The 24041-nt window shown below is 66.8% G+C and carries 18 protein-coding genes; 6 read left to right on the top strand and 12 right to left on the bottom strand.

Annotated features, from left to right (window positions below; genetic code table 11):
- Positions 1 to 18: 18 nt before the first annotated feature.
- Positions 19 to 2910: a M16 family metallopeptidase gene (locus A7Q26_RS24330; RefSeq protein ID WP_066865939.1), complete on the bottom strand. Its 2892-nt coding sequence runs from the start codon at positions 2908 to 2910 to the stop codon at positions 19 to 21.
- Positions 2911 to 3073: 163 nt separating this feature from the next.
- On the opposite strand from A7Q26_RS24330, the gene A7Q26_RS24325 reads away from it, so the two are divergent.
- Both A7Q26_RS24325 and clpB read left to right on the top strand, forming a co-directional pair.
- Complete coding sequence (locus A7Q26_RS24325; RefSeq protein ID WP_066865937.1) at positions 3074 to 4735, top strand: M28 family metallopeptidase; 1662 nt, start codon at positions 3074 to 3076, stop codon at positions 4733 to 4735.
- Between the two features lie 75 nt (positions 4736 to 4810).
- Positions 4811 to 7390: an ATP-dependent chaperone ClpB gene (gene clpB, locus A7Q26_RS24320; RefSeq protein ID WP_066865934.1), complete on the top strand. Its 2580-nt coding sequence runs from the start codon at positions 4811 to 4813 to the stop codon at positions 7388 to 7390.
- 72 nt (positions 7391 to 7462) lie between these two features.
- Here the strand turns inward: clpB and A7Q26_RS24315 are convergent, their stop codons facing one another.
- Together A7Q26_RS24315 and A7Q26_RS24310 are read right to left on the bottom strand one after the other, a co-directional pair.
- Positions 7463 to 7714, bottom strand: a complete 252-nt coding sequence (locus tag A7Q26_RS24315; RefSeq protein WP_066865932.1) for a hypothetical protein — start codon at positions 7712 to 7714, stop codon at positions 7463 to 7465.
- 67 nt (positions 7715 to 7781) lie between these two features.
- Complete coding sequence (locus tag A7Q26_RS24310) at positions 7782 to 9056, bottom strand: aspartyl/asparaginyl beta-hydroxylase domain-containing protein (protein WP_066865999.1); 1275 nt, start codon at positions 9054 to 9056, stop codon at positions 7782 to 7784.
- 116 nt (positions 9057 to 9172) lie between these two features.
- On the opposite strand from A7Q26_RS24310, the gene A7Q26_RS24305 reads away from it, so the two are divergent.
- The gene (locus tag A7Q26_RS24305) at positions 9173 to 10204 is read left to right on the top strand and encodes a hypothetical protein (RefSeq protein ID WP_066865929.1); all 1032 of its coding nucleotides are present in this window, start codon (positions 9173 to 9175) and stop codon (positions 10202 to 10204) included.
- 96 nt (positions 10205 to 10300) lie between these two features.
- Here A7Q26_RS24305 and A7Q26_RS24300 read toward each other — a convergent pair whose 3' ends face one another.
- The gene (locus A7Q26_RS24300) at positions 10301 to 13300 is read right to left on the bottom strand and encodes a TonB-dependent receptor plug domain-containing protein (RefSeq protein ID WP_066865926.1); all 3000 of its coding nucleotides are present in this window, start codon (positions 13298 to 13300) and stop codon (positions 10301 to 10303) included.
- Positions 13301 to 13689: 389 nt separating this feature from the next.
- Between A7Q26_RS24300 and A7Q26_RS24295 the strand changes: the two genes are divergently transcribed.
- A complete protein-coding gene (locus A7Q26_RS24295) occupies positions 13690 to 14232 on the top strand; it encodes a hypothetical protein (protein ID WP_066865924.1) in 543 nt (180 codons plus the stop codon).
- Between the two features lie 13 nt (positions 14233 to 14245).
- On the opposite strand, the gene A7Q26_RS24290 is transcribed toward A7Q26_RS24295, so the two are convergent.
- From A7Q26_RS24290 to xseA, 3 genes are read right to left on the bottom strand one after another with little or no spacing between them, the layout of a single operon-like run.
- On the bottom strand, positions 14246 to 15079 hold the full coding sequence (locus tag A7Q26_RS24290) for a M23 family metallopeptidase (RefSeq protein WP_443018187.1): 834 nt from the start codon (positions 15077 to 15079) through the stop codon (positions 14246 to 14248).
- Between the two features lie 11 nt (positions 15080 to 15090).
- Positions 15091 to 15303, bottom strand: coding sequence for a DUF2093 domain-containing protein (locus tag A7Q26_RS24285; RefSeq protein ID WP_066865917.1), 213 nt, complete (start codon positions 15301 to 15303; stop codon positions 15091 to 15093).
- Between the two features lie 21 nt (positions 15304 to 15324).
- Positions 15325 to 16818 (bottom strand): exodeoxyribonuclease VII large subunit, encoded by a 1494-nt coding sequence (gene xseA / locus A7Q26_RS24280; protein WP_066865914.1) that lies wholly within the window; start codon positions 16816 to 16818, stop codon positions 15325 to 15327.
- Positions 16819 to 16825: 7 nt separating this feature from the next.
- Here xseA and purD point away from each other — a divergent pair, with 7 nt between their 5' ends.
- Both purD and A7Q26_RS24270 read left to right on the top strand, forming a co-directional pair.
- A complete protein-coding gene (gene purD / locus A7Q26_RS24275; protein WP_066865997.1) occupies positions 16826 to 18103 on the top strand; it encodes a phosphoribosylamine--glycine ligase in 1278 nt (425 codons plus the stop codon).
- Between the two features lie 103 nt (positions 18104 to 18206).
- Positions 18207 to 18758, top strand: a complete 552-nt coding sequence (locus tag A7Q26_RS24270; protein ID WP_066865911.1) for a hypothetical protein — start codon at positions 18207 to 18209, stop codon at positions 18756 to 18758.
- 4 nt (positions 18759 to 18762) lie between these two features.
- Here the strand turns inward: A7Q26_RS24270 and A7Q26_RS24265 are convergent, their stop codons facing one another.
- The 5 genes from A7Q26_RS24265 to A7Q26_RS24245 form a co-directional block, all read right to left on the bottom strand.
- Complete coding sequence (locus A7Q26_RS24265) at positions 18763 to 19719, bottom strand: acyltransferase family protein (RefSeq protein WP_066865907.1); 957 nt, start codon at positions 19717 to 19719, stop codon at positions 18763 to 18765.
- 160 nt (positions 19720 to 19879) lie between these two features.
- Positions 19880 to 20677: an inositol monophosphatase family protein gene (locus A7Q26_RS24260; protein ID WP_066865904.1), complete on the bottom strand. Its 798-nt coding sequence runs from the start codon at positions 20675 to 20677 to the stop codon at positions 19880 to 19882.
- Positions 20664 to 22010, bottom strand: a complete 1347-nt coding sequence (locus A7Q26_RS24255) for a TldD/PmbA family protein (RefSeq protein ID WP_066865901.1) — start codon at positions 22008 to 22010, stop codon at positions 20664 to 20666. Before A7Q26_RS24255 ends, A7Q26_RS24260 begins: the two co-directional genes overlap by 14 nt.
- Positions 22011 to 22055: 45 nt before the next feature.
- The gene (gene nudC / locus A7Q26_RS24250; protein WP_066865898.1) at positions 22056 to 22967 is read right to left on the bottom strand and encodes an NAD(+) diphosphatase; all 912 of its coding nucleotides are present in this window, start codon (positions 22965 to 22967) and stop codon (positions 22056 to 22058) included.
- Positions 22954 to 24015, bottom strand: coding sequence for an A/G-specific adenine glycosylase (locus A7Q26_RS24245; RefSeq protein WP_066865895.1), 1062 nt, complete (start codon positions 24013 to 24015; stop codon positions 22954 to 22956). The genes nudC and A7Q26_RS24245 overlap by 14 nt, the downstream gene beginning before the upstream one ends.
- Positions 24016 to 24041: the final 26 nt, after the last annotated feature.

Genomic DNA, 24041 nt, shown 5'->3' with positions numbered 1-24041 from the left:
GTCTCCTTTACGTTCGCGTCAGTCTGCGAGTGTGCCCGTTTCAACCGGCAAGCCCACCGCGTCAAGCTGCGGCCGCACCAGTTTCGCGTCGCCCACCACGACCCAGATCAGCCGGTCGGGGCTGATCGCCTCGCGCGCGGCCTTGTCCATGTCCGCCGCGGTCATGGCGCGATAGACGTTGGGCAGCGTCTCGTAATAATCGTCGGGCCGCCCGATCAGGCTGTTGCGCATCATCGCGCCCAGCAGGTCGGACGAGGTTTCGAAACTGCCGGGCAGCGAGAGGATCTGGCTGTTGATCGTCTGGTTCCGCTCCGCCTCGGTCGTGCCCTTGGTCGTCAGATACTCCCTGATGTCCTGTCGCGCGGCGATGATCGATTCGCCGGTCTTGTCGGTCTGCACCGGGGCGTAGACCAGCAGCGGGATCGTCTCCTTGACGCCCGGCAACGCCGTGCCGGCACCATAGGCCCATCCCTTCGTCTCGCGCAGGTCCATCGTCAGGCGCGACGTGGTGCTGCCGCCCAGCACTTCGTTGGCAGTCAGCAGCGTCACCGGATTGTCGGTCCCCGCCTTGCTGGTCAGCAGCCCGCCCAGGATCAGCGACTGCGGGCTTTGCGGCTTGTCGATCAGGATGATCCGCGCCGGGCGCATCATCCGGTCCATGCGGAACAGCTTGGCGCCCTTGGTCACTGCGGGCGCCTTCCAGTCGCCGAAGCGCTTTTCCAGCAGCGGCAGCAGTTCGCTCAGCGTCGTGTCGCCCGCGACGAAAATCGTCGCATTGTCGGGCCGCAGCCACTTGTCGTGGAAGGCGCTCAGGTCCGCCCGCGTCACCGCCTTGACGCCCGCCTCGGTGCCCGATCCGGTGAAGGGAATGCCATAGGGATGCGCCTGGCCGTAAAGCAGCGGCGGCAGCATCCGCTGCGCGATCGCCATCGGCTCGGTCTTTTCCGCCTTGATCCGGGTCAGCACCTGCCCGCGCAGCCGCTCCACCTCGGCTGGCGCAAAGGCGGGGTTGCGGATCACATCGGCCAGCAGGCCCAGCGACGCGTCCAGATTGGGCTTCAATGCGAACAGGCCGACATCGGTCCGGTCCATGCTGTTGCCCGCGCTGATCGACGCGCCCAGCCGCTCCTGCTCCTCGGCGATCTGCACCGACGACCGGGTCGTCGTGCCTTCGTCCAGCAGCGCGGTGGTCAGGCCCGCCGTGCCCAGCTTCGCCTTGTCGTCGGCGGCGTTGCCCGCGTCGAAGGCGACCGACACGCGCACGGTCGGCACGGCGGTGCGCCGCGCGAAGACGACCGGGATGCCGTTCTTCAGCTTGGCATGTTCGACATCGGGAAAGTCCAGATCCTTGACCGGCTCGATCGGCGGCTCCGCGATCTTCGTGGGCGCGGGCGGTGTCGCCGCAGCAGGCGCCGCGTCGGGATCGCGGAAATAGGCCGGGCTGTGCGTCGCCCCACCTGCCTTCACATTGCCCGCCAGCGCATTGTCCGCCGCGCTCCGTTCGCCCGGCGCAACGGTCAGGCGCAGCACCGGCCGCCCCAGCCATTTGCGCGCGGCCGCCGTCACGCTCTGCGGCGTGGCCGATGCGTAGATGGCGAGGTCTTTCTTATATTTGCCCGGATCGTCGGAATAGACCGCCCCTTCGGCCAGCGTCACCGCCTTGCCCGAAAAGCCGCCGACCTTTTCCAGTCCCGAAATGGTGCCCGCGGCCTGCCCGGTGGCGGCGCGCAGCACCTCGTCGGCGCTCGGTCCGTTGGCCAGATAATCGGCCAGCAGCGCGTCGAGCCGCTTGCCCACCGCCACCGGGTCCGCGCCCGGCTTCACGTCGACGGTGATCTCGGCCAGGCTCAGCTTCTCGAACGGCTGGATGCTCGCCTTGACGCTGACCGCCACCTTCTCGTCGCGCACCAACGCGTTGTCGAGCCGCGACGAGCCGAGGCCTCCGAACACCGTCATGGCAAGGTCCAGCTGCTGCAATTCGGCCGAATTGACGCCGGGCACCACCCAGTTGCGATAGAGGCGGGTGGCGGCGACATTGTCGTGCATCACCACCTCGGCATCCTTGGCCAGGGTCGGAACGGTCGCATCCACATCCTGCGGTGCCGGGCCGGCGGGGATATTGCCGAACCACTTTCCGACCTTCGCCTTCGCCGTCGCGACGTCGATATCCCCGGCCAGCACCAGCACGGCGTTGTTGGGACCATAATGGGTCTTGAACCAGTTCTGGACGTCCGCCAGGCTCGCGCTGTTCAGGTCCGCCATCGATCCGATGGTCGAGTGGCGATAGGGATGACCCTCCGGCAGCAGCGCGGCAAGCTGTGCATATTCGACCAGCCCGTAAGGCTCATTCTCGCCCATCCGCTTTTCATTCTGCACGACCCCGCGCTGGGTATCTAGCTTGGTCTGGGTGACGGCGCCCAGCAGATGCCCCATGCGATCCGATTCCAGGAACAGCGCCCGGTCGAGCGCCCCGGTCGGCACTGTCTCGAAATAATTGGTCCGATCGAACCAGGTCGTCCCGTTCCAGTCGGTCGCGCCGATATCCTCCAGCCGGCCGAAGAAGGGGCCATCGGCATTTTCCGAGCCGTAGAACATCAGATGCTCGAACAGATGGGCGAAGCCTGTCTTGCCCTTGGGCTCGAAGCGGGAGCCGACATGATACCAGATCGACACCGCCACCACCGGCGCCTTGCGGTCGGTGTGGACGATGACGCGCAGCCCGTTGGCCAGACGGAACTCCTCATAGGGAATGTCCACCTTCGCCACGAGGCTGGAAAGCGGCGCCGGCGCGCCTGCTTCCGCGCTCTGGGCGACCGCCTGCGTCATCGGCGTCATGGCAAGGACGGAGAGCGCGAGAGGGGACAGGCCGATCAGCAGGGACAGCCGGCGCGACAAAGAGGAAAGGATCATGAAAGGCCTCTGGCAGGAGCTACGGACCATGCGGTCAGGGGAACGACCGCGACAGACGGGCAGCATAGCGGGGCGTGGTAGAGTCGCAATACGCTTATGCTGGACAGTCGCGCAGGCCGGCGGCAAATCTGTCGCCATAAAATGCTTGAGTGAAAGACCATCCATGAACCGTCTGGCCCTGCTGGCTGCCGCCGCCACCCTGATCCTGCCCGCTGCCCTTCCTGCCCAGCAGGCGGTCGATCCCGTCTTCTCCGCCGCCGCCGTGCGCGCCCATGTCGAATTTCTCGCCGACGACCTGCTCAAGGGCCGCGACACCGGGAGCGAAGGGCATGAAATCGCCGCCCGCTATGTCGCCAGCCAGTTTGACGGCCTCGGCCTCAAGCCCGCCGGCGACGCTGATGCCGATGGGCGCGGCTGGCTGCAACGCATCACCTTCCAGAAGACCGAGCGCGGCGAAACCCCCGCCACGCTCACCGTCACCGGCCCCGGCGGCGCCAGAAGCTTCACCCATGCCGGCGACGTGCTGGTAGGGCTGAACGCTGCCGAGCCGAAGCTGGACGTCACCGCCTCGTTGGTCTTCGTCGGCTATGGCCTTGAAAATGCGCGCTTCGGCCTCGACGACTATGCCGGGCTGGACGTGAAGGGAAAGATCGTCGTCACCCTGCGCGGCTATCCCAAGGGTCTGCCGAGCGAGGAGGGCGCCCACCTGTCCGCGACCAAAGCGATGATCGCGCAGGCCCATGGCGCGATCGGGATGCTGTCGATCGGCACGATCCAGTCGATGAAGGCCCGGCCCTGGGCGCGCATGGTGCAGTTCGCCGATGAACCCGGCTTCACCTGGGTGTCGCCCGAAGGCGTCCCCTTCGACGAGGCGCCGGGCATCCGCGCTTCGGCCTCCCTCGATGATCCGGCGGCGGAGGCGGTGTTCGCGGGCGCGCCCACGACCATCGCCGCGATCCGCAAGACCGCCGACAGGGCGGGCGGCAAGCCCCGCGGCTTTGCGCTCAAGACCTCGGTCCGGATCAAGGCCGACAGCGTCAGCCAGCGCGTGACCAGTCCCAATGTCGTCGCCATCCTGCCCGGCAGCGATCCGAAGCTGAAGGACCAGTATGTCGTCCTCTCGGCCCATCTCGACCATATCGGCGTCAGCCCGGCCAAACCGGGCGACGCGCCCGACAAGGACCGGATCAACAATGGCGCGCTGGACAATGGCGCGGGCATCGCGACCATGCTGGAAGTCGCGCGCGCCATGGCGCAGTCCCCGGACAAGCCGCGCCGCTCGATCATCTTCCTTGCATCGACCGGCGAGGAGAAGGGGCTGCTGGGCGCCGACTATTTCGCACGCCATCCCAGCGTCCCGGTCAGCCAGATCGTCGGCAATGTCGATCTCGACATGCCGCTGCTCCTCTATCCCTTCACCGACGTCATCGCCTTCGGCGCGGACCATTCGACACTGGGACCGATCGTCGCCAGGGCGGTCGCACCGATGGGCGTGAAACTCTCTCCCGATCCGATGCCGCAGGAAACCATCTTCGTCCGCTCCGACCATTACAAGTTCGTCAAGCAGGGCGTGCCGGCCGTCTTCCTCGCCACCGGCTATGCCAATGGCGGGGAAAAGGCGTGGGGCGACTTTCTCTCGGGCGCCTATCACCGGCCCGGCGACGACATGAGCCAGGCGATCGACTGGCAGGCGGGCGCCCGCTTCGCCGAGGCCAATTACCGCATCACCCGCGCCATGGCCGATGGCGACACGCCGCCGCTCTGGTTCGCAAGGGACTTTTTCGGCGACCTGTTCGCGCCGCAGGCCGCCAAGGCTGCCAGATAGGGATAATTGCCTATCGCCCCTTGTGTGGTTTTTGCGCAACACTACATCGCCTGCATCATATTGGGTGGGACGCACATGAACCTCGAAAAATTCACCGACCGCGCCAAGGGCTTCCTCCAGTCGGCGCAGACCGTTGCAATCCGCATGAGCCATCAGCGGATCGGGCCGGAACATCTGTTGAAGGCGCTGCTGGAAGACCAGCAGGGCATGGCGTCCGGCCTCATCAAGGCGGCGGGCGGCGATGCCGGAGTGGCGCTGCGGGAAACCGACGTGGCGCTGGCCAAGGTGCCGTCCGTCTCCGGCAGCGGCGCGCAACAGACCCCCGGCCTCGACAATGATTCCGTCCGCGTGCTGGACAGCGCCGAACAGGTCGCGGCCAAGGCAGGCGACAGTTTCGTCACCGTCGAGCGGCTTCTGCTGGCGCTGACCCTCGCCACCACCACCACGGCGGGCAAGGCGCTCGCGGCGGCGGGCGTTAAGGCGGAGGGGCTGAACGCCGCGATCAACGCCCTGCGCGGCGGCCGCACCGCCGACACGGCGGGCGCGGAGGATCGCTATGACGCCCTCAAGAAGTTCGCCCGCGACCTGACCCAGGCGGCGAAGGACGGCAAGCTCGATCCGGTGATCGGCCGCGACGAGGAAATTCGCCGCACCATCCAGATCCTCGCCCGTCGGACCAAGAATAATCCCGTCCTGATCGGCGACCCCGGCGTCGGCAAGACCGCCATCGCCGAAGGGCTGGCGCTGCGCATCGCCAATGGCGACGTGCCCGATACGCTGAAGGACCGCAGCCTGATGGCGCTCGACATGGGCTCGCTCATCGCGGGCGCCAAATATCGCGGCGAGTTCGAGGAACGCTTGAAGGGTGTCCTCGACGAGGTGAAGGGCGCGGAGGGCCAGATCGTCCTCTTCATCGACGAGATGCACACGCTGATCGGCGCGGGCAAGTCCGAAGGCGCGATGGACGCGGGCAACCTGCTCAAGCCCGCCCTGGCGCGCGGCGAACTCCATTGCATCGGCGCGACCACCCTCGATGAATATCGCAAATATGTGGAGAAGGATCCCGCGCTCCAGCGGCGGTTCCAGCCCGTTTTCGTGGGCGAACCGACGGTGGAGGACACCATCTCCATCCTGCGCGGCCTGAAGGAAAAATATGAGCTGCACCATGGCGTGCGGATCACCGACAGCGCGATCGTCAGCGCAGCGACGCTCTCCAACCGCTACATCACCGACCGCTTCCTGCCCGACAAGGCGATCGACCTGATGGACGAGGCCGCCTCGCGCCTGCGCATGGAGGTCGAATCCAAGCCCGAGGAAATCGAGAATCTCGACCGCCGCATCATCCAGCTCAAGATCGAGCGGGAGGCGCTGAAGCGCGAGACCGACAAGGCTTCGGCCGACCGTCTGGCCGCGCTGGAAGAGGATCTCGCCAATCTGGAGGAACAGTCCGCCGCCCTCACCCAGCGCTGGCAGGCCGAGAAGGACAAGATCGCGGGCGAAAGCCGGATCAAGGAACAGCTCGATGCCGCCCGGCTGGAACTGGAACAGGCGCAGCGCGCCGGCGACCTCGCCAAGGCGGGCGAGCTGGCCTATGGCCGCATCCCCGATCTGGAGCGCAAGCTGGCCGATGCGCAGACCGCGTCGGAAGGCGCGATGTTGCGCGAGGAAGTGACGGCGGAGGATATCGCCTCGGTCGTCAGCCGCTGGACCGGCATCCCGGTCGACCGGATGATGGAGGGCGAACGCGAAAAGCTGCTCGCCATGGAAGCGGAACTGGGCAAGCGCGTGATCGGCCAGGCCGAGGCGGTCAAGGCCGTATCGACGGCCGTGCGCCGCAGCCGCGCCGGTCTACAGGATCCCAATCGGCCGTTGGGGTCGTTCCTGTTCCTCGGCCCCACGGGCGTGGGCAAGACCGAACTGACCAAGGCACTCGCCGGCTTCCTGTTCGACGACGACAGCGCGATGGTGCGGATCGACATGAGCGAGTTCATGGAAAAGCACAGCGTCGCCCGGCTGATCGGCGCGCCTCCGGGCTATGTCGGCTATGAAGAAGGCGGCGTGCTGACCGAGGCCGTCCGCCGCCGCCCCTATCAGGTGGTGCTGTTCGACGAGGTGGAAAAAGCGCATGGCGACGTGTTCAACATCCTGCTCCAGGTGCTGGACGACGGCCGCCTGACCGACGGGCAGGGCCGCACGGTCGACTTCACCAACACGATCATCGTGCTGACCTCCAACCTCGGCAGCCAATATATTGCGGGTCTTGCCGACGACGAGCCGGTCGAGAAGGTCGAGGATCAGGTGATGGACATCGTCCGCGCCCATTTCCGCCCGGAATTCCTCAACCGCCTGGACGAAATCATCCTGTTCCACCGCCTGGGCGCCAGCCATATGGCGCCGATCGTCGACATCCAGGTCGCGCGCATCGGCAACCTGCTCAGGGACCGGAAGATCAGGCTCGACCTGACCGACGGCGCGCGGGCCTGGCTGGGGCGGGTCGGCTATGACCCCGTCTATGGCGCACGCCCGTTGAAGCGCGCGGTCCAGCGCTATCTGCAAGACCCGCTGGCCGACCTGATCCTGCGCGGCGAGGTGCCCGACGGCGCGACGGTCAAGGTCGAGGATGGCGACGGCGCGTTGAAGATCGGCGTAGCGTAAAGGAAAAGGCCCGTCGCGCGATGCGGCGGGCCTGCTCATGTCCGCTCCTGCCGACCGGCAAGCCGGCTTGCTTCACCCGTTGGGGTTCATCCCCGCCCGGTTGCGGGTGATCAGGTCGTCGGCATCGCGATTCTGCTGCTCGCTGATGGCGCGCCATTCCGCGTTGGTCTTGCAGATGCGCTCCTTGCGCACCAGCGATCCGGTCACGTCCAGCCTTTTGCAGCGCACGGCATTGGGATCATTGCGATCCAGCTTGGGCTGATCTTCCGCCAGCGCCGGCATGGCCAGGGAGACCAGGCCGGACGCGATCACTGCTTTCAACATACGCACATCTTGTCTCCCAGAAAGACGACAGCGCGGACCGGGATCGTTCCGCCGCCGCTGTCATCGCTCAGATGCCGGTCAGGACGGATTGCGTCTTGCTGGCATCGGCAGTGGCATAGAATTGCTTCAATAATATCTGCTCTTCAAGTGACAAATGCGGATTCCAAACGTCGAAGATCAGCACCACGCGCAAATGGTCGCTGTCGTTCCAGGCTTCATGGTCTATCGTGTCGTCAAAGGCGAAGGCCACGCCTTCTTCCCACGCCCTGGTCTCTCCGCCGACGCGGAAGAAGCAGCCGGGCGGCACGACCAGCGGCAGATGGATGATGGCGCGGGTGTTGGTCACGCCGCTATGCGCCGGGATCCGGCTGCGGGGCTTGAGCAGCGAAAAGAAGGCCGAGGGCGCCCGGCCCGGTATGTCCGCGCGCGGCAGCGCTTCGAGCGCCGCGACCGTCTGCGGGCAGGCCGCGCAGACCGCTTGGTTGCGCACGCCATATTCCCACAGGAACGACGCCCCCCAATCCAGCGATCCGTCGAGCGCGGTCCATTTATTCTGCGGCGTTCCCGCCTCCTGCTGAACATAGGGGCGGACATTGCCGCCGTCCCGCGCCACCATCGCCAGAAACTCGGCGCGGATCGCGTCGGTCTGTGCTTCCAGTTGCGCCATCCATGGAAAATGCTGCCGGTCGAAAAATTCGTCGGCGGGCAGGAAGGGGTAATGCAGCCCGGAACATTGGTTCTGGAACAGTGCGCGACGGCCGAATTCATGATCGAGGCAGGCTTGGAATCGCCGGCGCGCCACCGGGTCCGCCGCGCCCAGCCGGTCCGCCACGCCAGCTTCCACGAAGGCCGCGAAATTCGCCTTATGCTCCTGCACGAAATGGCGCGCCGTTTCCAGCGTTTCGGCGAGCGCCGGCGGAATGTCGCCCAGGCCGGACGCCAGGGCCAGCACCTTCCCCCAGCTGTCGGCCGCGTCCTGCCTTTCCCCAAGCCTCTGCTGCAACTGCGCCATGCGGATCTGCGCCATCAGGTTGCGCTGGTCGATCGCGATCGCCTGGTCGAGAGCAGCCCGCTCCCCCTCCGCATCCCCCAGCCCGCGCTCGGCGGAGGCGACGTTCATCCACAGCGCCGCTTCCCTGGGGTCGGCCTGCGCTGCCGCCCGGAAACGGGCGCGCGCTTCGGCGAAGTCGCGCTGGTCCAGCGCGATCAGACCAAGCAGGTTGAGCGCCTGCGGTTGCCCCGGCTGGAGCTTCAGGGCCTCCGCCAGCTGTTCCCGCGCATCCGCCAGACGGCCCGTCCGTCGCGCTTCCACCGCCTGTTGCAACAGGCGCGTCACATTCATGTCCATTCAAGCCCCCAGCGTCCCGCCATCATGGCTAGCATATGTCGCTACGCGCGCAACCAGGGGAAATGCGGCGGCCTTGTGCGCCCCGGCGACGCGTGCGAAGGCTGGCGACGATGAGCAGCGCCCCGCCCCCGATCCGCGACCTTCTCGCCAGCGCCGAATGGCTCGCCCATCGCTATGATCCGGGTCACGACGCCCTTCACTTCCGCGCCGTGCCCCGTGCGCGCCATGCCGACATCCCCTTCCTGACCGACGAGCTTCTTGGTCCGCAAGAGCCGCTGGTGCTGCGCCGCGTCGACGCCATGGCGCAGGCGCCGGCCCCGGCGCCGATCCATTTTCTCTTCCATTCGGCCTATTGCTGCTCGACCCTGCTGGCGGCAGCGTTCGACAGTCCGGGCGTGGCGATGGGGCTGAAGGAGCCGGTGCTGCTCAACGACATCGTCGGCTGGCGGCATCGCGACGCCAAGGGAGCGGAGGTGGCGCGGGTGCTGGACGAAAGCCTGCGCCTGCTCGCCCGTCCCTTCGGCCCCGGCGAAGCGGTGGTGGTCAAGCCGTCGAACATCGTCAACCCGCTGATCCCCGCGATCCTGGGCCTACGACCAGAGGCGCGCGCGCTGTTGCTCCACGCGCCGCTCGAAGCCTATCTCGCCTCGATCGCGCGCAAGGGCATGTGGGGTCGGCTCTGGGTGCGCGACCTGTTCCAGAAGCTGATGCGGGAAGGAATGCTCGCGCCGCTGGGCGTCGCTCCCGATGAGTATCTCGGCCTGACCGACATCCAGGTCGCGGCCCTTGGCTGGCTGGCGCAGCATCGGCAGTTCCAGGCGCTGACCCGGCAACTGGGCGACCGGGTGGCGACCCTCGACAGCGAAAATCTGGTCGCCCGGCCGAAGGAGGCGCTCGCCGCGCTCGCCCGGCTGTTCGGGCTGAACATGGACAGCAGCCTGATGGACGCGATCGTCACCGGTCCCGTCTTCGCGCGCGACGCAAAGAGCGGCGATGCCTTTGCCGATGGGCAGCGAGCCCGGCAGGCGCGGCAGGACATGGACATCCATGGCGACGAGGTCGCGAAGGTCGCCCATTGGGCGGGCGTCCTGGCGGGTAATGCGGGCATCGAAATGACGCTGCCCCGCCCGCTCCTTGGCTGATCCGCCGAAGGGCACCCCCATCCTGCGGGCATCGCGCCCATGAAAAAGGGGCCGGTGTTGCCACCGGCCCCTTCTTTCTCATGCCTGATGCGCCGATCAGAAGCGCAGCTTGGCGGCGACCGTGTAGCGGCGGCCCAGCGCGTCGTAGGTCGACGGATAGACGTTGCCGCTGTTGTAGCTGGTCGAACCGATCGTGTTGCCGACGACCTTGGGCTGGTTGTCCAGCAGGTTCTGGACGGTCATGGTGATCGTCACTTCGTCGCTCACATGGAAACGGCTGGTCAGGTCGAAATAATGTTCGGCGGGGATCGTGTTGAAGTTCACGTCCTTGCCGTTCAGCGTTCCGACGAAGGCGTCGCCATCCTCATATTTCACGCCGTCGATATAGCGCCACAGGAGCGACAGATCGACCGACTCGAACGAGAGGGTGTTGCGGACCGACCAGGAGAATTCCGGCTGGATCGACGCGCAGTTGACCGAATAGAGGCCCACGCACTCGCGGTTGATCGACGTCGGGGTCGCCTGGAAGGTCGAGCTGTTCGTCCAGTTGCCGTTGGCGGTCAGCGCCCACTTCGCGAAACCAACATCCTTCTGATAGTTCAGCTGAACGTCGATGCCGTCGGTGGCCAGCTTGCCAAGGTTCGACAGAGTCTGCGGCAGACCACCCACCACAGCGGCTTCGCCGAACAACGCGCCGGTCGACGGATCACGGCGGATGCCGGTGCAGGCCGGGTCGGTCGCGCTAGCGGCGGTGATGTTGTCGAAGCAGGCCGAAATCACGTCATCAGGCGTCGGGTTGGTGATCGCACCCGTGATCTTGATGTTGTAATAATCGACCGTCAGGCTGAAGCCCGGCAGCGCGCTCGGCTGCAAGGTGACGCCCAGGCCCCAGCTGTTCGACTTTTCCGGACCGAGGGCGAGGTTGCCGCCGCCCGTCGAGTTCACCTGGCCGGCCGGATCGTTGATGATCGAACCGAGCTGCGCCGCAGTAGCACCCTGGGCGATACAGACAGCCGCCAGATTGGCATTCTGGGTCGGCGCGACGCCGGCGCAGGGATCGCTGTCCAGGTTGGTCAGGGTGGTGTTCACCGGTGCGAACAGTTCGGCGATGTTCGGGGCACGAACCGCGCGCGAATAGTTGCCGCGGAACTTGATGCCGTCCACCGGCGTCCAGTTGCCGGCCACCTTCCAGGTGGTCGTGTTGTAGCCCGAACCGCCATCGACGCTGTAGTCGGAGTAGCGGATGCCGGCTTCCACGGTCAGATCCTGGAAGAAGGGCTTGTCCTGCACCAGCGGCAGGATGATTTCGCCATAGGCTTCATAGACGTCATAGCCGCCGTCGATGTTCGGCGCCGCGCCGCCGGCGCCGCCCAGATCACCCGACTGCGACAGCAGGTCGGATTCCTGCGACGCGCCATATTTGCGATATTCGGCACCAAGCGCGAACGCGATGCTGTCGGTCGCCCAGGGGGCTGCAAAGCCGACGTCGCCGCTGATCGTGCCCTTGACCTGAGACAGCGTGGTCTTGGTCGCGACCTGGCTGTTGGCGGTCAGGAACGCGTTCTGCGCGGCGGTGATCGAGCCGTCCGGACCGAACACGTTGAGCGGTACGCAGCCATTGGTGTCGGTCAGGCAGGTCGACGTGTTGGTCGCCAGCAGCGCCTGACGGACGCGCGAGTTCAGCCAGTAGCCCTGCTGGGTCTGGATATTCTCGGATTCGCCGTAGCTGCCCGACAGATCCCAGTCGATCGAGTCGGTGATGCCGCCACGGGCGCCAATGCGATAGTCGAAGAAGGTGGTGGTGAAGTCGGAGACGCGCGGACCCAGTTCGGTCGCACGACGCGACAGGGTGGTTGTGACCGTTTTATAATTGGGATCGGTCGGATCGGTTGCAGTGGCAGCGGCATTGCACTGGGCCTGCGTGAAGAGCGGCGTGTAGCCGGCTCCCGGGGTGGTGTCGAATGCGCAGAAGGCGTTGCGCTGGGCAGCCGACAGATAGGGGTTGCTCAGCGGAACGACGACGGAGATGCCGAACGCGCCCGACGGGGCGATGATGGTGCTGACGGTGTTCTTCGAGAAGATGCCGCGCGTATAGACTTCCACAGCGTCGCTGACTTCATAACGGCCCGCGCCGTACATGTTGAAGCGCTCGAACGGCGTCTGGAAGATGTTGAAGGGGTTGAAGTTGTAGGCGTCGAAGGCCGAGGTCGGACGGAAGGCGCCACCGGCGGCCGTCACCTGACGGTTGCCCTGAACGGTGTTACAGGCCGGCTGTCCAGCCAGGCCACAACCCGTGGTGATCGAATCCGCACCGGTCGTGTTCACGTTGGTGAAGCGCGACGGGGTCGACGTGCCCGAACCGCCGTTGGCGCCGGTGAAGGAGTCGATCGAGAAGGCCGAGAAGGGACGATCGCCCTGGTAGACCGGGTCCGACTGCTGGTAGCCGACCGAGAAGACCACATTGCCGCGGCCGTCATCGAAATTGGCGCCGAGCGTCAGGTCCGCACGGATATAATGGCCGTCGGCCTCTTCCGTCAGCTGGTTGGCGATATTGGCTTCCAGGCCCGAGAAGTCCGACTTGGTGACGAAGTTGACGACACCCGAAATGGCGTCCGCGCCATAGGTGGTCGAAGCGCCGCCGGTCAGCACGTCGACGCGGTCGATCAGGGCCAGCGGAATGTTGTTGAGGTCGAAACGGCCGTTCAGTTCGGCAGGCACCAGGCGGTTGCCGTCGATCAGCACGATGTTGCGGTTGGAACCCAGGCCGCGCAGGTTGACGAACGAAGCGCCGCCATTGCCGTTGTTGACGGCCGAACCGATGCTGGGAACGATACCGGGAATTTCACGCAGAATTTCTTCGGCGGTGTTGTTCTGCTTCAGTTCGATCTGGTCGGCCGTGGTGGCGGTGACGGGGGTCGAACGGGCAAGGTTCGGGTTCTTGATAAGCGAACCCGTGACGATGATGGTGTCGCCTTCGGCGGCTTCGGCCGCCTGGGGCGCGTCCTGCGCGAACGCGGCGGTCGCGATCAGCGACGCGCTCAGGATCGCCGGAGCGGCGCTGGCACGCAGAAGTGCCCTTTTCGAAAATGTTTTCACTGTCCAGTCCCTTGCTCTGGAGTTTGGCAGATGCCTGCCACTAGCTTGTCACCTATGGAGGGAATGGTGCCCGACAGCGTCCCCCCATTTGGATTGCGGGAAACTGCGCGGGGTTCAGGGCGCTGTAAAGCAGGGGAAAAGCCGGAAAGCCGCTTTTGAAGAAGGCTGTATCATAAATGCAACAAGCGCCGAACCCCGCTGTTTTACGATCGTGTTGCAAGATTGTTTCACGAATTTACAAGAGGCTGTAGCATTAATGCAATCACCCCCGGCCAAGGGGATCATTTGTGGCTTCACCGGCAGGCCATCGCCCGGCGCGGCGGATATTGACCTTGCTTCCGGCGGGTGCATGGTGCGCCAGACCGGACTGGGGCGAAGGAGATTGGGACATGATCGGCAAGCGTGGCTGGATAGTGATGGCGCCTCTTTGCCTCATCGCCGGGCAGGCGGGGGCCGCCCCCAAGCAGCAGCCCCGGCCGGAGATCTTCACCAATCTGCTCCAGTGCCGGACCATCGCCAGCGATGCCGAACGCCTCGCCTGTTTCGACCGGCAGGTCGCCACCATGGATGCCGCCGCCCAGCGTGACGAGGTGGTGGTGCTGGACAAGAGCGAACTCAACAAGACGCGCAAGACGCTGTTCGGCTTTTCCTTCCCCAAATTGCCCTTCCTGGGGGATGGCGATGACAAGGACGAGGTGAAGCAGGAGGAAGGCTTCAGCCATATCGAGGCGAAGATCGGCACGCTGCGCAGCCTGGGCTATGGCAAGTGGCAGATCGGCCTTGAGGACGGCGCACAGTGGATGACGACCGAGGCGATCACCGGCCGCGATCCCAAGGTCGGGCAGATGATCGAAATCCATCGCGCGGCCATGGGCAGCTTCATGGGCAAGGTCGAGGGCGGACGCGCGGTGCGGATGAAGCGGGTGGGCTGACCTCTCAGTCGGGTCATTCGGTCTGCGGCATCGGCCCCGCGATCAGCAGCGGGTCGATCCGCGCGTCATGCCATTTCATGCCCCAGTGAAGGTGCGGGCCGGTGGCGCGCCCGGTCGCGCCGACCGCGCCGATGCGCTGCCCCCGCGACACATGATCGCCCGGCTTCACGTCGATCCGCGACAGGTGCAGGAAGGCGCTGTTGAGACCATGGCCATGGTCGATCATCAGCAGATGCCCTTCCAGCGTGAAGGGCTTGTCCACCGCCGCGAGGATGACGACGCCATCGGCCGGCGCCACCACCGGCGCCCCGGTCCCGCCAGTGACATCGACGCCGCCATGATAGGCGCCCGGCTGGCCCTGATAGATTCGCTGCGATCCGAACAGGCCGGATATGCGGCCCGTGCGGGGCCAGATGAAGCGTTGCCGCCAGCCCTGCGCGTCCGTCGCTGTCGCGCGGGCGGCGGCGATCGCCTCCAGCTCGGGCTTGCGCAGCGCCAGGAAGGCTTCGGTGCTGCGCGTGGGGCGAAGCGGCGCATTCACCCTTTCGATCCGCCAGTCACGCGGCATGATGGTCAACTGTCGCTCGATCGCCCGGCCATCGGCGAGGCGCGCGAACAAGCGCGCGACAGGGGCGGCGTCCCGGTCGAAGGCGATGAGGAAACGGCCATCGGCGTCGACCGGCACCGCCTGCTCCCCCAGATGCAGGGCGATCGTGCCTGCCGGCGCGGTGCCGGTCACCGCCCCGCCCTGCATCAGCGGGCCGTCCAGCCGGAAATCGGGGCTGACCATGGCGGGCGACACAGGCGCGGCCATCCCGGCCGCCGGCAACAGGGCCAGCAGAGCCATCGCGATCGCCTTCATCCGGCGTGGTCGGCCTGCAACTCCGCCTGCACCGAAGCCTGGGCGCTGGCATAGGGTTCCTGCCGGGCGATGCTCCAGTAGCGCAGATCCTCCAGCGCGATCCGCTGCCCGGTCACGGCGCAGACGACATGGTCGCCGGCCTGGAGCACGCGAAAGCTGTAGGCCATATAATGGAGCCGGGCGATCCGGTCTCGGTTGGACATCAACATGGTCGGTCTCTCTTCACGGCGTCAGGAAAAAAGATCCTGCTGCCCTTCGCCCGCTTCGCGTGGCTTGCGAACGGGACGGGACGAAGCCGATATAGCGCTCGATGCGCTCTTCTCAAGCGGCTCGCCCGCCTGACCCACCACCGCGTCCACCGTGCCGTCGCGAAAGTGCAGCGTCACCTGGCCCGCCGCCTGCGCCGCCGCCACGGATTCCACCAGCCGCCCGCCGGCCATCACCCGCGCATAGCCGCGCTGGAGCGGCAGGTCGGGATCGAGCGAGGCGAAATGGCGCGACACCCGGTCGAATGCCGTGGCGCAGTCGCGATGCACGCGCAGCAGATAATCGGGCCGCAGGCGCAATCGGTCGAGCCGTTCGCGCCCGCGCTGAAGCTGCTGACCGAGCAGCGCCGGCCGCAGCGCGCCGCCTGCCTGCCCCAGTTGCGCGCGCGCATCGGCGAGGCGATGACGCAGACCGCTGACCAGTCCGTCGGACAGCTGGTCGAGCCGCTGCCGCTGCGGCGCCAGCAGGGTGTCGGGCGTCGGCATCAGCCGCGCCTGCATCTCCAGCCTTTCCCGCGCCTGCGCCGCGCCGCGCCGCACCGCGCGCCCAGCCCTCAGGCCCATTTCGGCAAGGCCAGCCAGCAAGTCCGCCCGCACCGGCACCGCCATTTCCGCCGCTGCGGTGGGCGTGGGCGCGCGGCGGTCGGCGGCATAGTCGCACAGCGTCGTGTCGGTCTCATGCCCCACCGCCGAAATGATCGGGATGGTGCAATCGGCGACGGCCCGCACGACGATCTCCTCGTTGAAACTCCACAGATCCTCGATCGATCCGCCGCCCCGCGCCACGATCACCAGGTCTGGCCGGGGCAACGGGCCGCTGCCATCCATGGCGGAAAAGCCGCGCACCGCGCGCGCCACCTGCTCGGCCGCGCCCTGCCCCTGCACCAGCACCGGCCAGAGCAGCACATTGGTCGGGCAACGATCCGCCAGCCGATGGAGAATGTCGCGGATCACCGCGCCGGTGGGCGACGTCACGACGCCGATCGTGCGCGGCAGGAAAGGCAGGGGCTTCTTGCGTTCGGGCGCGAACAGCCCTTCCCCTGCCAGCTTCGCCTTCAGCTTTTCCAGCAGCGCCATCAACGCGCCTTCGCCGGCCAACTCCATCCGCTCGATCACGAGCTGATATTTGGACCGGCCGGGATAGGTGGTCAGCTTGCCGGTGGCGATTACCTCGACGCCGTCCTGCGGCGCGAAGGCCAGCCGCTGCGCCCCGCCCTTCCACATCACCCCGTCGATGACGGCATTATCGTCCTTGAGCGCAAGATAGAGATGCCCCGACGCCGCACGTTTGAAGCCGGAAATCTCGCCGCGCAGCCGCACATGGCCGAACCGGTCCTCGACCGTGCGCTTGAGCAGGCCCGACAATTCACTGACACTGAGCGGCGGCGCGTTGTCCCCCGCCCGTTCCTCGGCTAACAGGCGGCCCGAACTGTCATAGGCATCAAATTCCGGGGACATGGGCGAGATGAACATCCTTTTGCTTGGCGGCGGCGGCCGCGAACATGCGCTGGCGTGGAAGCTGGCGCAATCGCCCCGGCTGTCGACCCTCTATGCCGCGCCGGGCAATCCGGGCATAGCCCAGCACGCGATATTGGTCGACCTCGAAGCCACGGATCATCGCGCGGTGCTGGATTTCTGCACCCGCCATTCGATCGGGCTGGTGGTGATCGGGCCGGAAGCACCGCTGGTCGACGGCCTCGCCGACAATCTGCGCACCATGGGCGTTCCGGTCTTCGGTCCCAACAAGAAGCCCGCGCAGCTGGAAGGGTCCAAGGGCTTCACCAAGGATCTGTGCCGGCGCGCCAACATCCCGACCGCGGCCTATATTCGCGTGACCAGCAAGGATGGCGCGATCGCCGCGCTGGACGATTTCGCGCTGCCGGTGGTCATCAAGGCGGATGGCCTGGCGGCAGGCAAGGGCGTCATCATTGCGGAAACCCGCGAAGAGGCGCTGGAGGCGCTGGATTCCATGTTCTCCGGCGCGTTCGGCGCGGCGGGCGAGGAAGTCGTGCTCGAAGAATATATGACCGGCGAGGAAGCGAGCTTCTTCGCCCTCACCGACGGCACCGCCATCCTGCCTTTCGGCTCGGCGCAGGATCACAAGCGCGTCGGCGACGGCGACACCGGCCCCAATACCGGCGGCATGGGCGCCTACAGCCCCGCGCGGGTGCTGACGCCCGAACTGGAGGCTCTGGTGATCGAAACGATCATCAAGCCGACCGTCGACACGCTGGCGGCGGAGGGCATCCCCTATTCGGGCGTCCTCTATGCCGGTCTTATGCTGACCGCCGAAGGGCCGAAGCTGATCGAATATAATGCCCGCTTCGGCGACCCGGAATGCCAGGTTCTGATGACCCGCTTCGACGGTGATCTGGTCGACCTGCTGCTCGCCGTGGCGCAGGGCAGGCTGGCGGAGCAGGGCCCAGTGCAACTGGCCGATCGCACCGCGCTCACCATCGTCATGGCGGCGAACGGCTATCCGGGCACGCCGGAAAAGGGCGGCGCGATCGGCGGGATCGATGCGGCGGAACAGAACGGCGCCAAGGTGTTCCATGCCGGCACCGCCGACAGCGACGGCGTGCTGGTCGCCAATGGCGGGCGCGTGCTCAACGTCACCGCCACCGGTGACACGGTAAGCGCGGCACAAGCTGCCGCCTATGCGGCGGTGGACGCCATCGATTTCCCGACCGGCTTCTGCCGCCGTGACATTGGCTGGCGCGAGGTCGCGCGCGAGGCGCGATAGGGGGCTGGCGGGAGGTCGCGGGCGAAAAGGCGTGACGCCCTTGCCCCCTGCCCGCAAGCGTCCTTAAATAGAGCCAGACACGCAAACAGGGAGACGATGCTCGATGCAGGAATTCTTCATGGACTATGGCCTGTGGCTGCTGATCGCGCTGCTGGTCGTCATTGGCCTCATCTTCCTTCTGTCAGGCAAGCGCGGGACGCATGTCGACGCGCCGATGGCGCCGGTCGCCCCGCCCCCGATCGCGGAACCGAAGCCCCAAGCGCCCGCTGTCGCGACTGCGGATGTCGATCCCGCACCGGCTCCGGTCTTGGCCCCAGAAGCCGCGCAGCCCGCGCCGGCCATTGCGGACGTGGCGCCGCCGGTCGCCCCCGCCCAGCCCGTCCCGGCCTCCCCGGCCGTCACGACACTGGATGGCGAGGTAGACGATCTGCTCAGGCTCAAGGGTGTCGGTCCCAAACTCAAGACGCTGCTGATCGAACTGGGCGTCACCCGCTATGCCCAGATCGCGGCCTGGTCCGACACCGACATCGCCACGATCGACACCAAGCTGGGTAATTTCAGGGGCCGCCCCGTGCGCGATCAGTGGATCGACCAAGCGAGATATCTGGCCGCCGGCGATATCGCCGGTTTCGAAGCCAAATATGGCAAGCTCTGAGCACTCAGACGGTCTGGACCACGGGCGCGGTTGAAGGAGGCGGAGCGCTCTGCAACGGCGCGGCGCCCAGCATCCGTCCCAGCTCGGGCAGACGCATGATCGCCCGGCTGGCGAGAAAAAGGCCGGGGACTGCGAGCGTCAGCAATCCCGCCGTCCCGGTTCCGCCGGCCATTAGAAGCGCCATGGCCATGGGATGCCAGAGGTAAAAGAAGAGGCTCTCGCGCCCGATGGCGTTGAGCGGCGCCAGGCGCAGCTGCAGGGCCGAAATTGCCGGCAGCAACGCGATCAGCCCCAGGCACATCAACAGCCGCGCCGCCATCAAGGTCACCGGGCTGGCGCCGCTTGCCAGCCCTGACCACCAACTCATGCCCAGTCCCGCCACCAACAGCGCAACCGCCAGATAGCGTTTGGGCATCTCCCGCTCCGCCATGACCATGCCGAAGAAGAAATAGACCGGATAGCTCAGGAACCGGCTGTCCAGCGCCAGCGGCGCGGTGCCGATCGCGCCGTGGTTCAGTCCGAAACTCGCCATGATGAACAGGCTGACAGGCGTGCCGATGGCGAGCAGCAGGATCGGCGGAGATGGGATCAGCCGCGCCAGCATCACCAGGAAGAACAATACCGGGACATACCAGAGGTGGAAGGGGGGCAGCAGCAGCAGATCGATCGGGGCCGTCCAGCCGACCGGCCACCCGCCGGCCATGACATAGACCAGCATCGCCACGCCCCAAGGGATCAGCATCCGCCGGCCATAGCGGGCGAACAATTGCCGTGTCGATGCCGCGCGCAGTGCCGCCAAGTTGAGCAGATAGCCCGAAATGCCGATCATCAGGGGCATACGAAAGCCCGCCCCGATCCACAGGATCGGATGCTGCTGATGCGTAATCTCCATGGCATGGCCGATCATGACGAACAGGATCAGCGCGCCCTTCAGCAGATCGACTGACGGATTTTTTCCCACCCCCGACTCCAATGCCCCAACACCGCTATAGACGGACGGCGGCGCCATCGGCTTAACACAATTGGTGAATGGATCATGACAGGGCCTGCCGCCGCACTCCGCGGGGCTTGGCGCATTTCGCCGGTATCGATCCAGTCTGGGAAAAACGCCCCAGGGTCGCCTAATCCCGGGCCAATATTTCCCGCGCGCGCGGCATCAATCGGTCGACCGCGGCGGCATGGATGCCGGGTGCGGCGCACAGCAGGCCGAAGGCGGTGGGCTGGGGCCGGTTGAAGCGCAGCGCATCGCCGAGCGCATCGGTAACCATCGCCCCCGCTTCCGCGCAGATCAGCGCAGCCGCCGCGACATCCCATTCATTGCCCCAGCGTACCGTCGCGACCAGATCGGCCTCGTCGGCAGCGACCATCGCCATGCGCAGCGCGATGCTATTGGGCTTTTCGACGACGGTCAGGTCACGGTCGGCGCGCGGCAGCTGATCGGCGGGCACGCGGGCGCCCGGCAGGTCGGTCCGCGCCCCTGCGCGCAGCGAAAGGCCATTGCGGGTCGCGCCCAGCCCCGCCTGGGCGATCCACAATTCATTGCGCGCCGGTGCCGCTAGGATGCCGAGCTTGACCGCTCCGTCCTCGACCAGTGCCACCGAAACCGCCCAGCCCGGCCGTCCACGCAGATAGTCGCGCGTGCCATCGATCGGATCGACTACCCAGACACGCGACACGCCCAGCCGATGTACCGTGTCGGCCGTCTCCTCCGACAGCCAGCCCGCCTGCGGATCAATCTCCGCCAGCCGCTGGCGTAGCAGAGCGTCGACGGCCAGGTCGGCTTCGCAGACCGGATGGCCAGGCACCTTTTCCCACTGGCGCACGCGGGTTTCCCCACCTGCCCAGAGGGTCAGCGCATGGTCGGCCGCATCCGCCACGGCGGACACGACAGCGCGCAGATGGGCGTCATCCCCCGGCAACGGTCATCCCGTCGATGCGCAGCGTCGGCACGTTCATGGCGTATCGGAACTGGAGGTCGTTGGCGGGTACCAGCGCCCGGAACATATCCTTCAGATTGCCGGCGATGGTGATTTCCGACACCGCGTGCGCCACCGCCCCATTTTCGATCAGGAAGCCTGCCGCCCCCCGGCTATAGTCGCCGGTGACGCCATTGACGCCCATGCCGATCAGTTCGGTGACGTAGAGGCCGCGCTTCACATCCGCCATCAGGTCGCCCGGCGACACGCCGCCCGCCGCCATATGGACGTTGGTGACGCTGGCGCCTGGCGCGCCGCTGCCGCCCCGGCTGGCATGGCCGGTGGGTTCCAGGCCCAGCTGCCGTGCCGACGCGCTGTCCATCAGCCAGCCGGTCAGCACGCCCTTGTCGATCAGCGCGCGCCGTTCGACCGGCAGACCTTCGCCATCGAAGGGGCGCGAGCGCAGCCCGCGCGGCAACAGCGGGTCGTCGATGATGGTCACACCGGAATCGAAGATCGCCTGGCCCAGCATCTCGAGCAGGAAGCTCGACCGGCGGGCGATCGCCGGGCCGACCATCCCGCCGATCAGATGGCCGAGCAGACTGGAGCCGATGCGCGGGTCGAAGATCACCGGCATGACGCCGCTTTCGACCTTGACCGGATTGAGCCGCGCCACTGCGCGCTGGCCGGCGCGGATACCGATCGCTTCGGCATCGTCCAGGTCTTCCAGGTGCCGGACGCTGTGGCTGGCATGATCGCGCTGCATGTCCGCGCCGGCGCCGGCCAGCACGCTGGCCCAGGTCGCATGGCTGGTCCCGGCATAGGCGCCGGCAAAGCCGTGGCTGGTCGCGAGCGCCATCTGGCTGCGTCCGCTCGACGCGCCGCCGCCTTCACTGTTGGTGATACCCGGAACGCCTCGCGCCGCCTCTTCGGCGATCAGCGCGCGTTCGCGCAGGGCCGCGGGTTCCGGCTCTTCCTCGTCGGCCAGATCGAGCGAAGGAGGCCGCTTCCTGAGCAACCGATCCTCTGGTGCCAGCCCGGCATAGGGGTCTTCGGGTGCCTCCCGCGCCATCGCTATGCAGCGATCGACCAGAGTCGACAGCGTCGCAGGGTTCATGTCCGACGCGGAAATGCTGGCGGAACGCTGGCCGATGAAGACGCGCAGGCCGATCTCCTCGCCTTCGGACCGCTCGACATCCTCCAGTGCGCCGAGACGCACCGACACGTTGGTCGATGCGTTGCAGGCGTAGATGGCGTCGGCCGCATCCGCGCCCGCCTGGCGCGCGGCGCTGACCAGATCCTGCGCGCGCGACTGGGCTTCTTCTAGGCTGAGCATGGAGCGGAGATAGTCCTTGAATGGAAGAAAGTAAGGGGCATGGCCTTACGCGCTTGCGTCCGCAGGGACAACCGTCGCGAGCCAGCGGTCGAGCAGATGCCAGGCGACGGCCATCGGCGGCGGCGGGAGGAAGGGCGCATCGGGATCGCCGGCCAGTGCTGCGCGGACGCCGTCCGCATCGCACCAGAAGGCATCCTCGATCTCGGTCGGATCGAGGGTCAGCGCCTCGTCATCCGCCTCCGCGAAGCAGGCGATCATCAGCGAGGAAGGGAAGGGCCAGGGCTGGCTCATGACGTAGCGGACATCATGGACACGCACGCCCGCTTCCTCATGGAGTTCGCGCGCCACTGCCTCCTCGATCGTCTCGCCCGGCTCGACGAAGCCCGCCAGCGCCGAATAGCGGCCCGCCGGCCAGCTATGCTGGCGACCCAGCAGCACCCGGCCCCGATGTTCGGCCAGCATGATGACCACCGGATCGGTGCGCGGAAAATGCTCGGCCCCACACTCACCGCATTTGCGCGACCAACCCGCCTTGACGGATTCCGTCGCCGCTCCGCAAACCGAACAAAAGCGATGCCGCGCGTGCCAATGGACCAGGCTGCGCGCCGTGCCGTAGAGCGCGACCTCCTCGGCCGGCACCAGGTCGACGATGGCGCGGCTGCGCGGCGTCGGGAACAGGCCGGGGCCGAGGTCGGCGATCAGCCGGGCAAAGATCGGCCTGCCCGCAGGGTCGATGCCCAGCAACACATGATCCTCGATCCGCGCATCGTGCGGCAGCGGCTCCAGCAGCAGATGCCCATCCGCCTCGACCGGATCAATCCCGTCCAGCACCAACAGTCGGGCCGCCGGGTTCGCGAAGCTTTCCGCCAGCAGCGCGGCATTGGTACGGATATGGTCCACCCGGTCCAGCGTCCCGCCGACAAATCCCGGCAGCTTGCGCATCTCAGTCCCGTGCATGTTTCTCCTTCCTCACCGCCTCGGCCGCGCGGGCGAACAGGGTCGGCAGCCCGGCCTCGGCGATCCGTGCGATCGGCCACCACGCGCCGTCGCCTTCGGGCGTCACTCCCGCCTCCACATGGGCATGATGGATGCGCAGCGCCAGTGAGAAATGGGTAAAGACATGGGCGACGGGCTCATCGATGGTCGTCCAGCGCGCGGGAATGGGCGGCGTTGAGTCGGGCGCGGCGCTCCAGTCGGAACTGGGCAGCGCGCGCATTCCGCCCAGCAGCCCCTTGTCGGCGCGGCGTACCAGCCAGACATGGCCGTCGCGCTCGATCCACCAGCCATGGCCCAGGCGATGCGGTTTCGCCTTCTTCGCCGCCTTGACCGGGAAGGCGGCGGGATCGGCGGTCAGGAAGGCCGCGCAATCCTGCCGCAGCGGACAGATGCCGCAAGCCGGATTGCGCGGGGTGCAGATAGTCGCCCCCAGGTCCATCATGGCCTGGGCGAAGTCGCCGGCGCGCGCATCGGGCGTGATCCGGTCGGCCGCAGCGCGAATTTGCGGCCGAGCGGCGGGCAACGGCGTATCGATCGCGAACAGCCGCGCCACCACGCGCTCGACATTGGCGTCGACCACAACCGCACGCCGGCCGAAGGCGATGGCGGCCACGGCGGCGGCGGTATAGGCGCCCACCCCTGGCAGGGCGCGCAGCCGATCCTCCGTATCGGGAAAGCGTCCGCCATGGTCGCGCACGACCGCCCGCGCGCAGGCCAGCAGGTTACGCGCGCGGGCATAATAGCCCAGCCCTGCCCAGGCGGCCATCAGGTCGGCGTCCTCGCTCGCGGCCAGATCCCCGACCGTCGGCCAGCGATCGGTGAATTTCGCATAATAGGGGCCGACCGCCGCCACCGTCGTCTGTTGCAGCATCACTTCCGACAGCCACACCCGATAGGGATCGGCGGCGTTCGCCCCCGGCGGCGCGCGCCAGGGCAGGCGGCGGGCATGGACGTCATAATGGACGAGCAGGTCGTCCGCGATTTTTCTGTCTCTACCCTCGACGTGCATGGCGGCGCTATGCCATTAAGCGAGCT

This window comes from Sphingobium sp. TCM1, from assembly GCF_001650725.1.
Classification (GTDB): domain Bacteria; phylum Pseudomonadota; class Alphaproteobacteria; order Sphingomonadales; family Sphingomonadaceae; genus Sphingobium.
The sequence above is the reverse complement of the archived record's forward strand: the minus strand, read 5'-3'. Positions and strand labels throughout refer to the sequence as shown.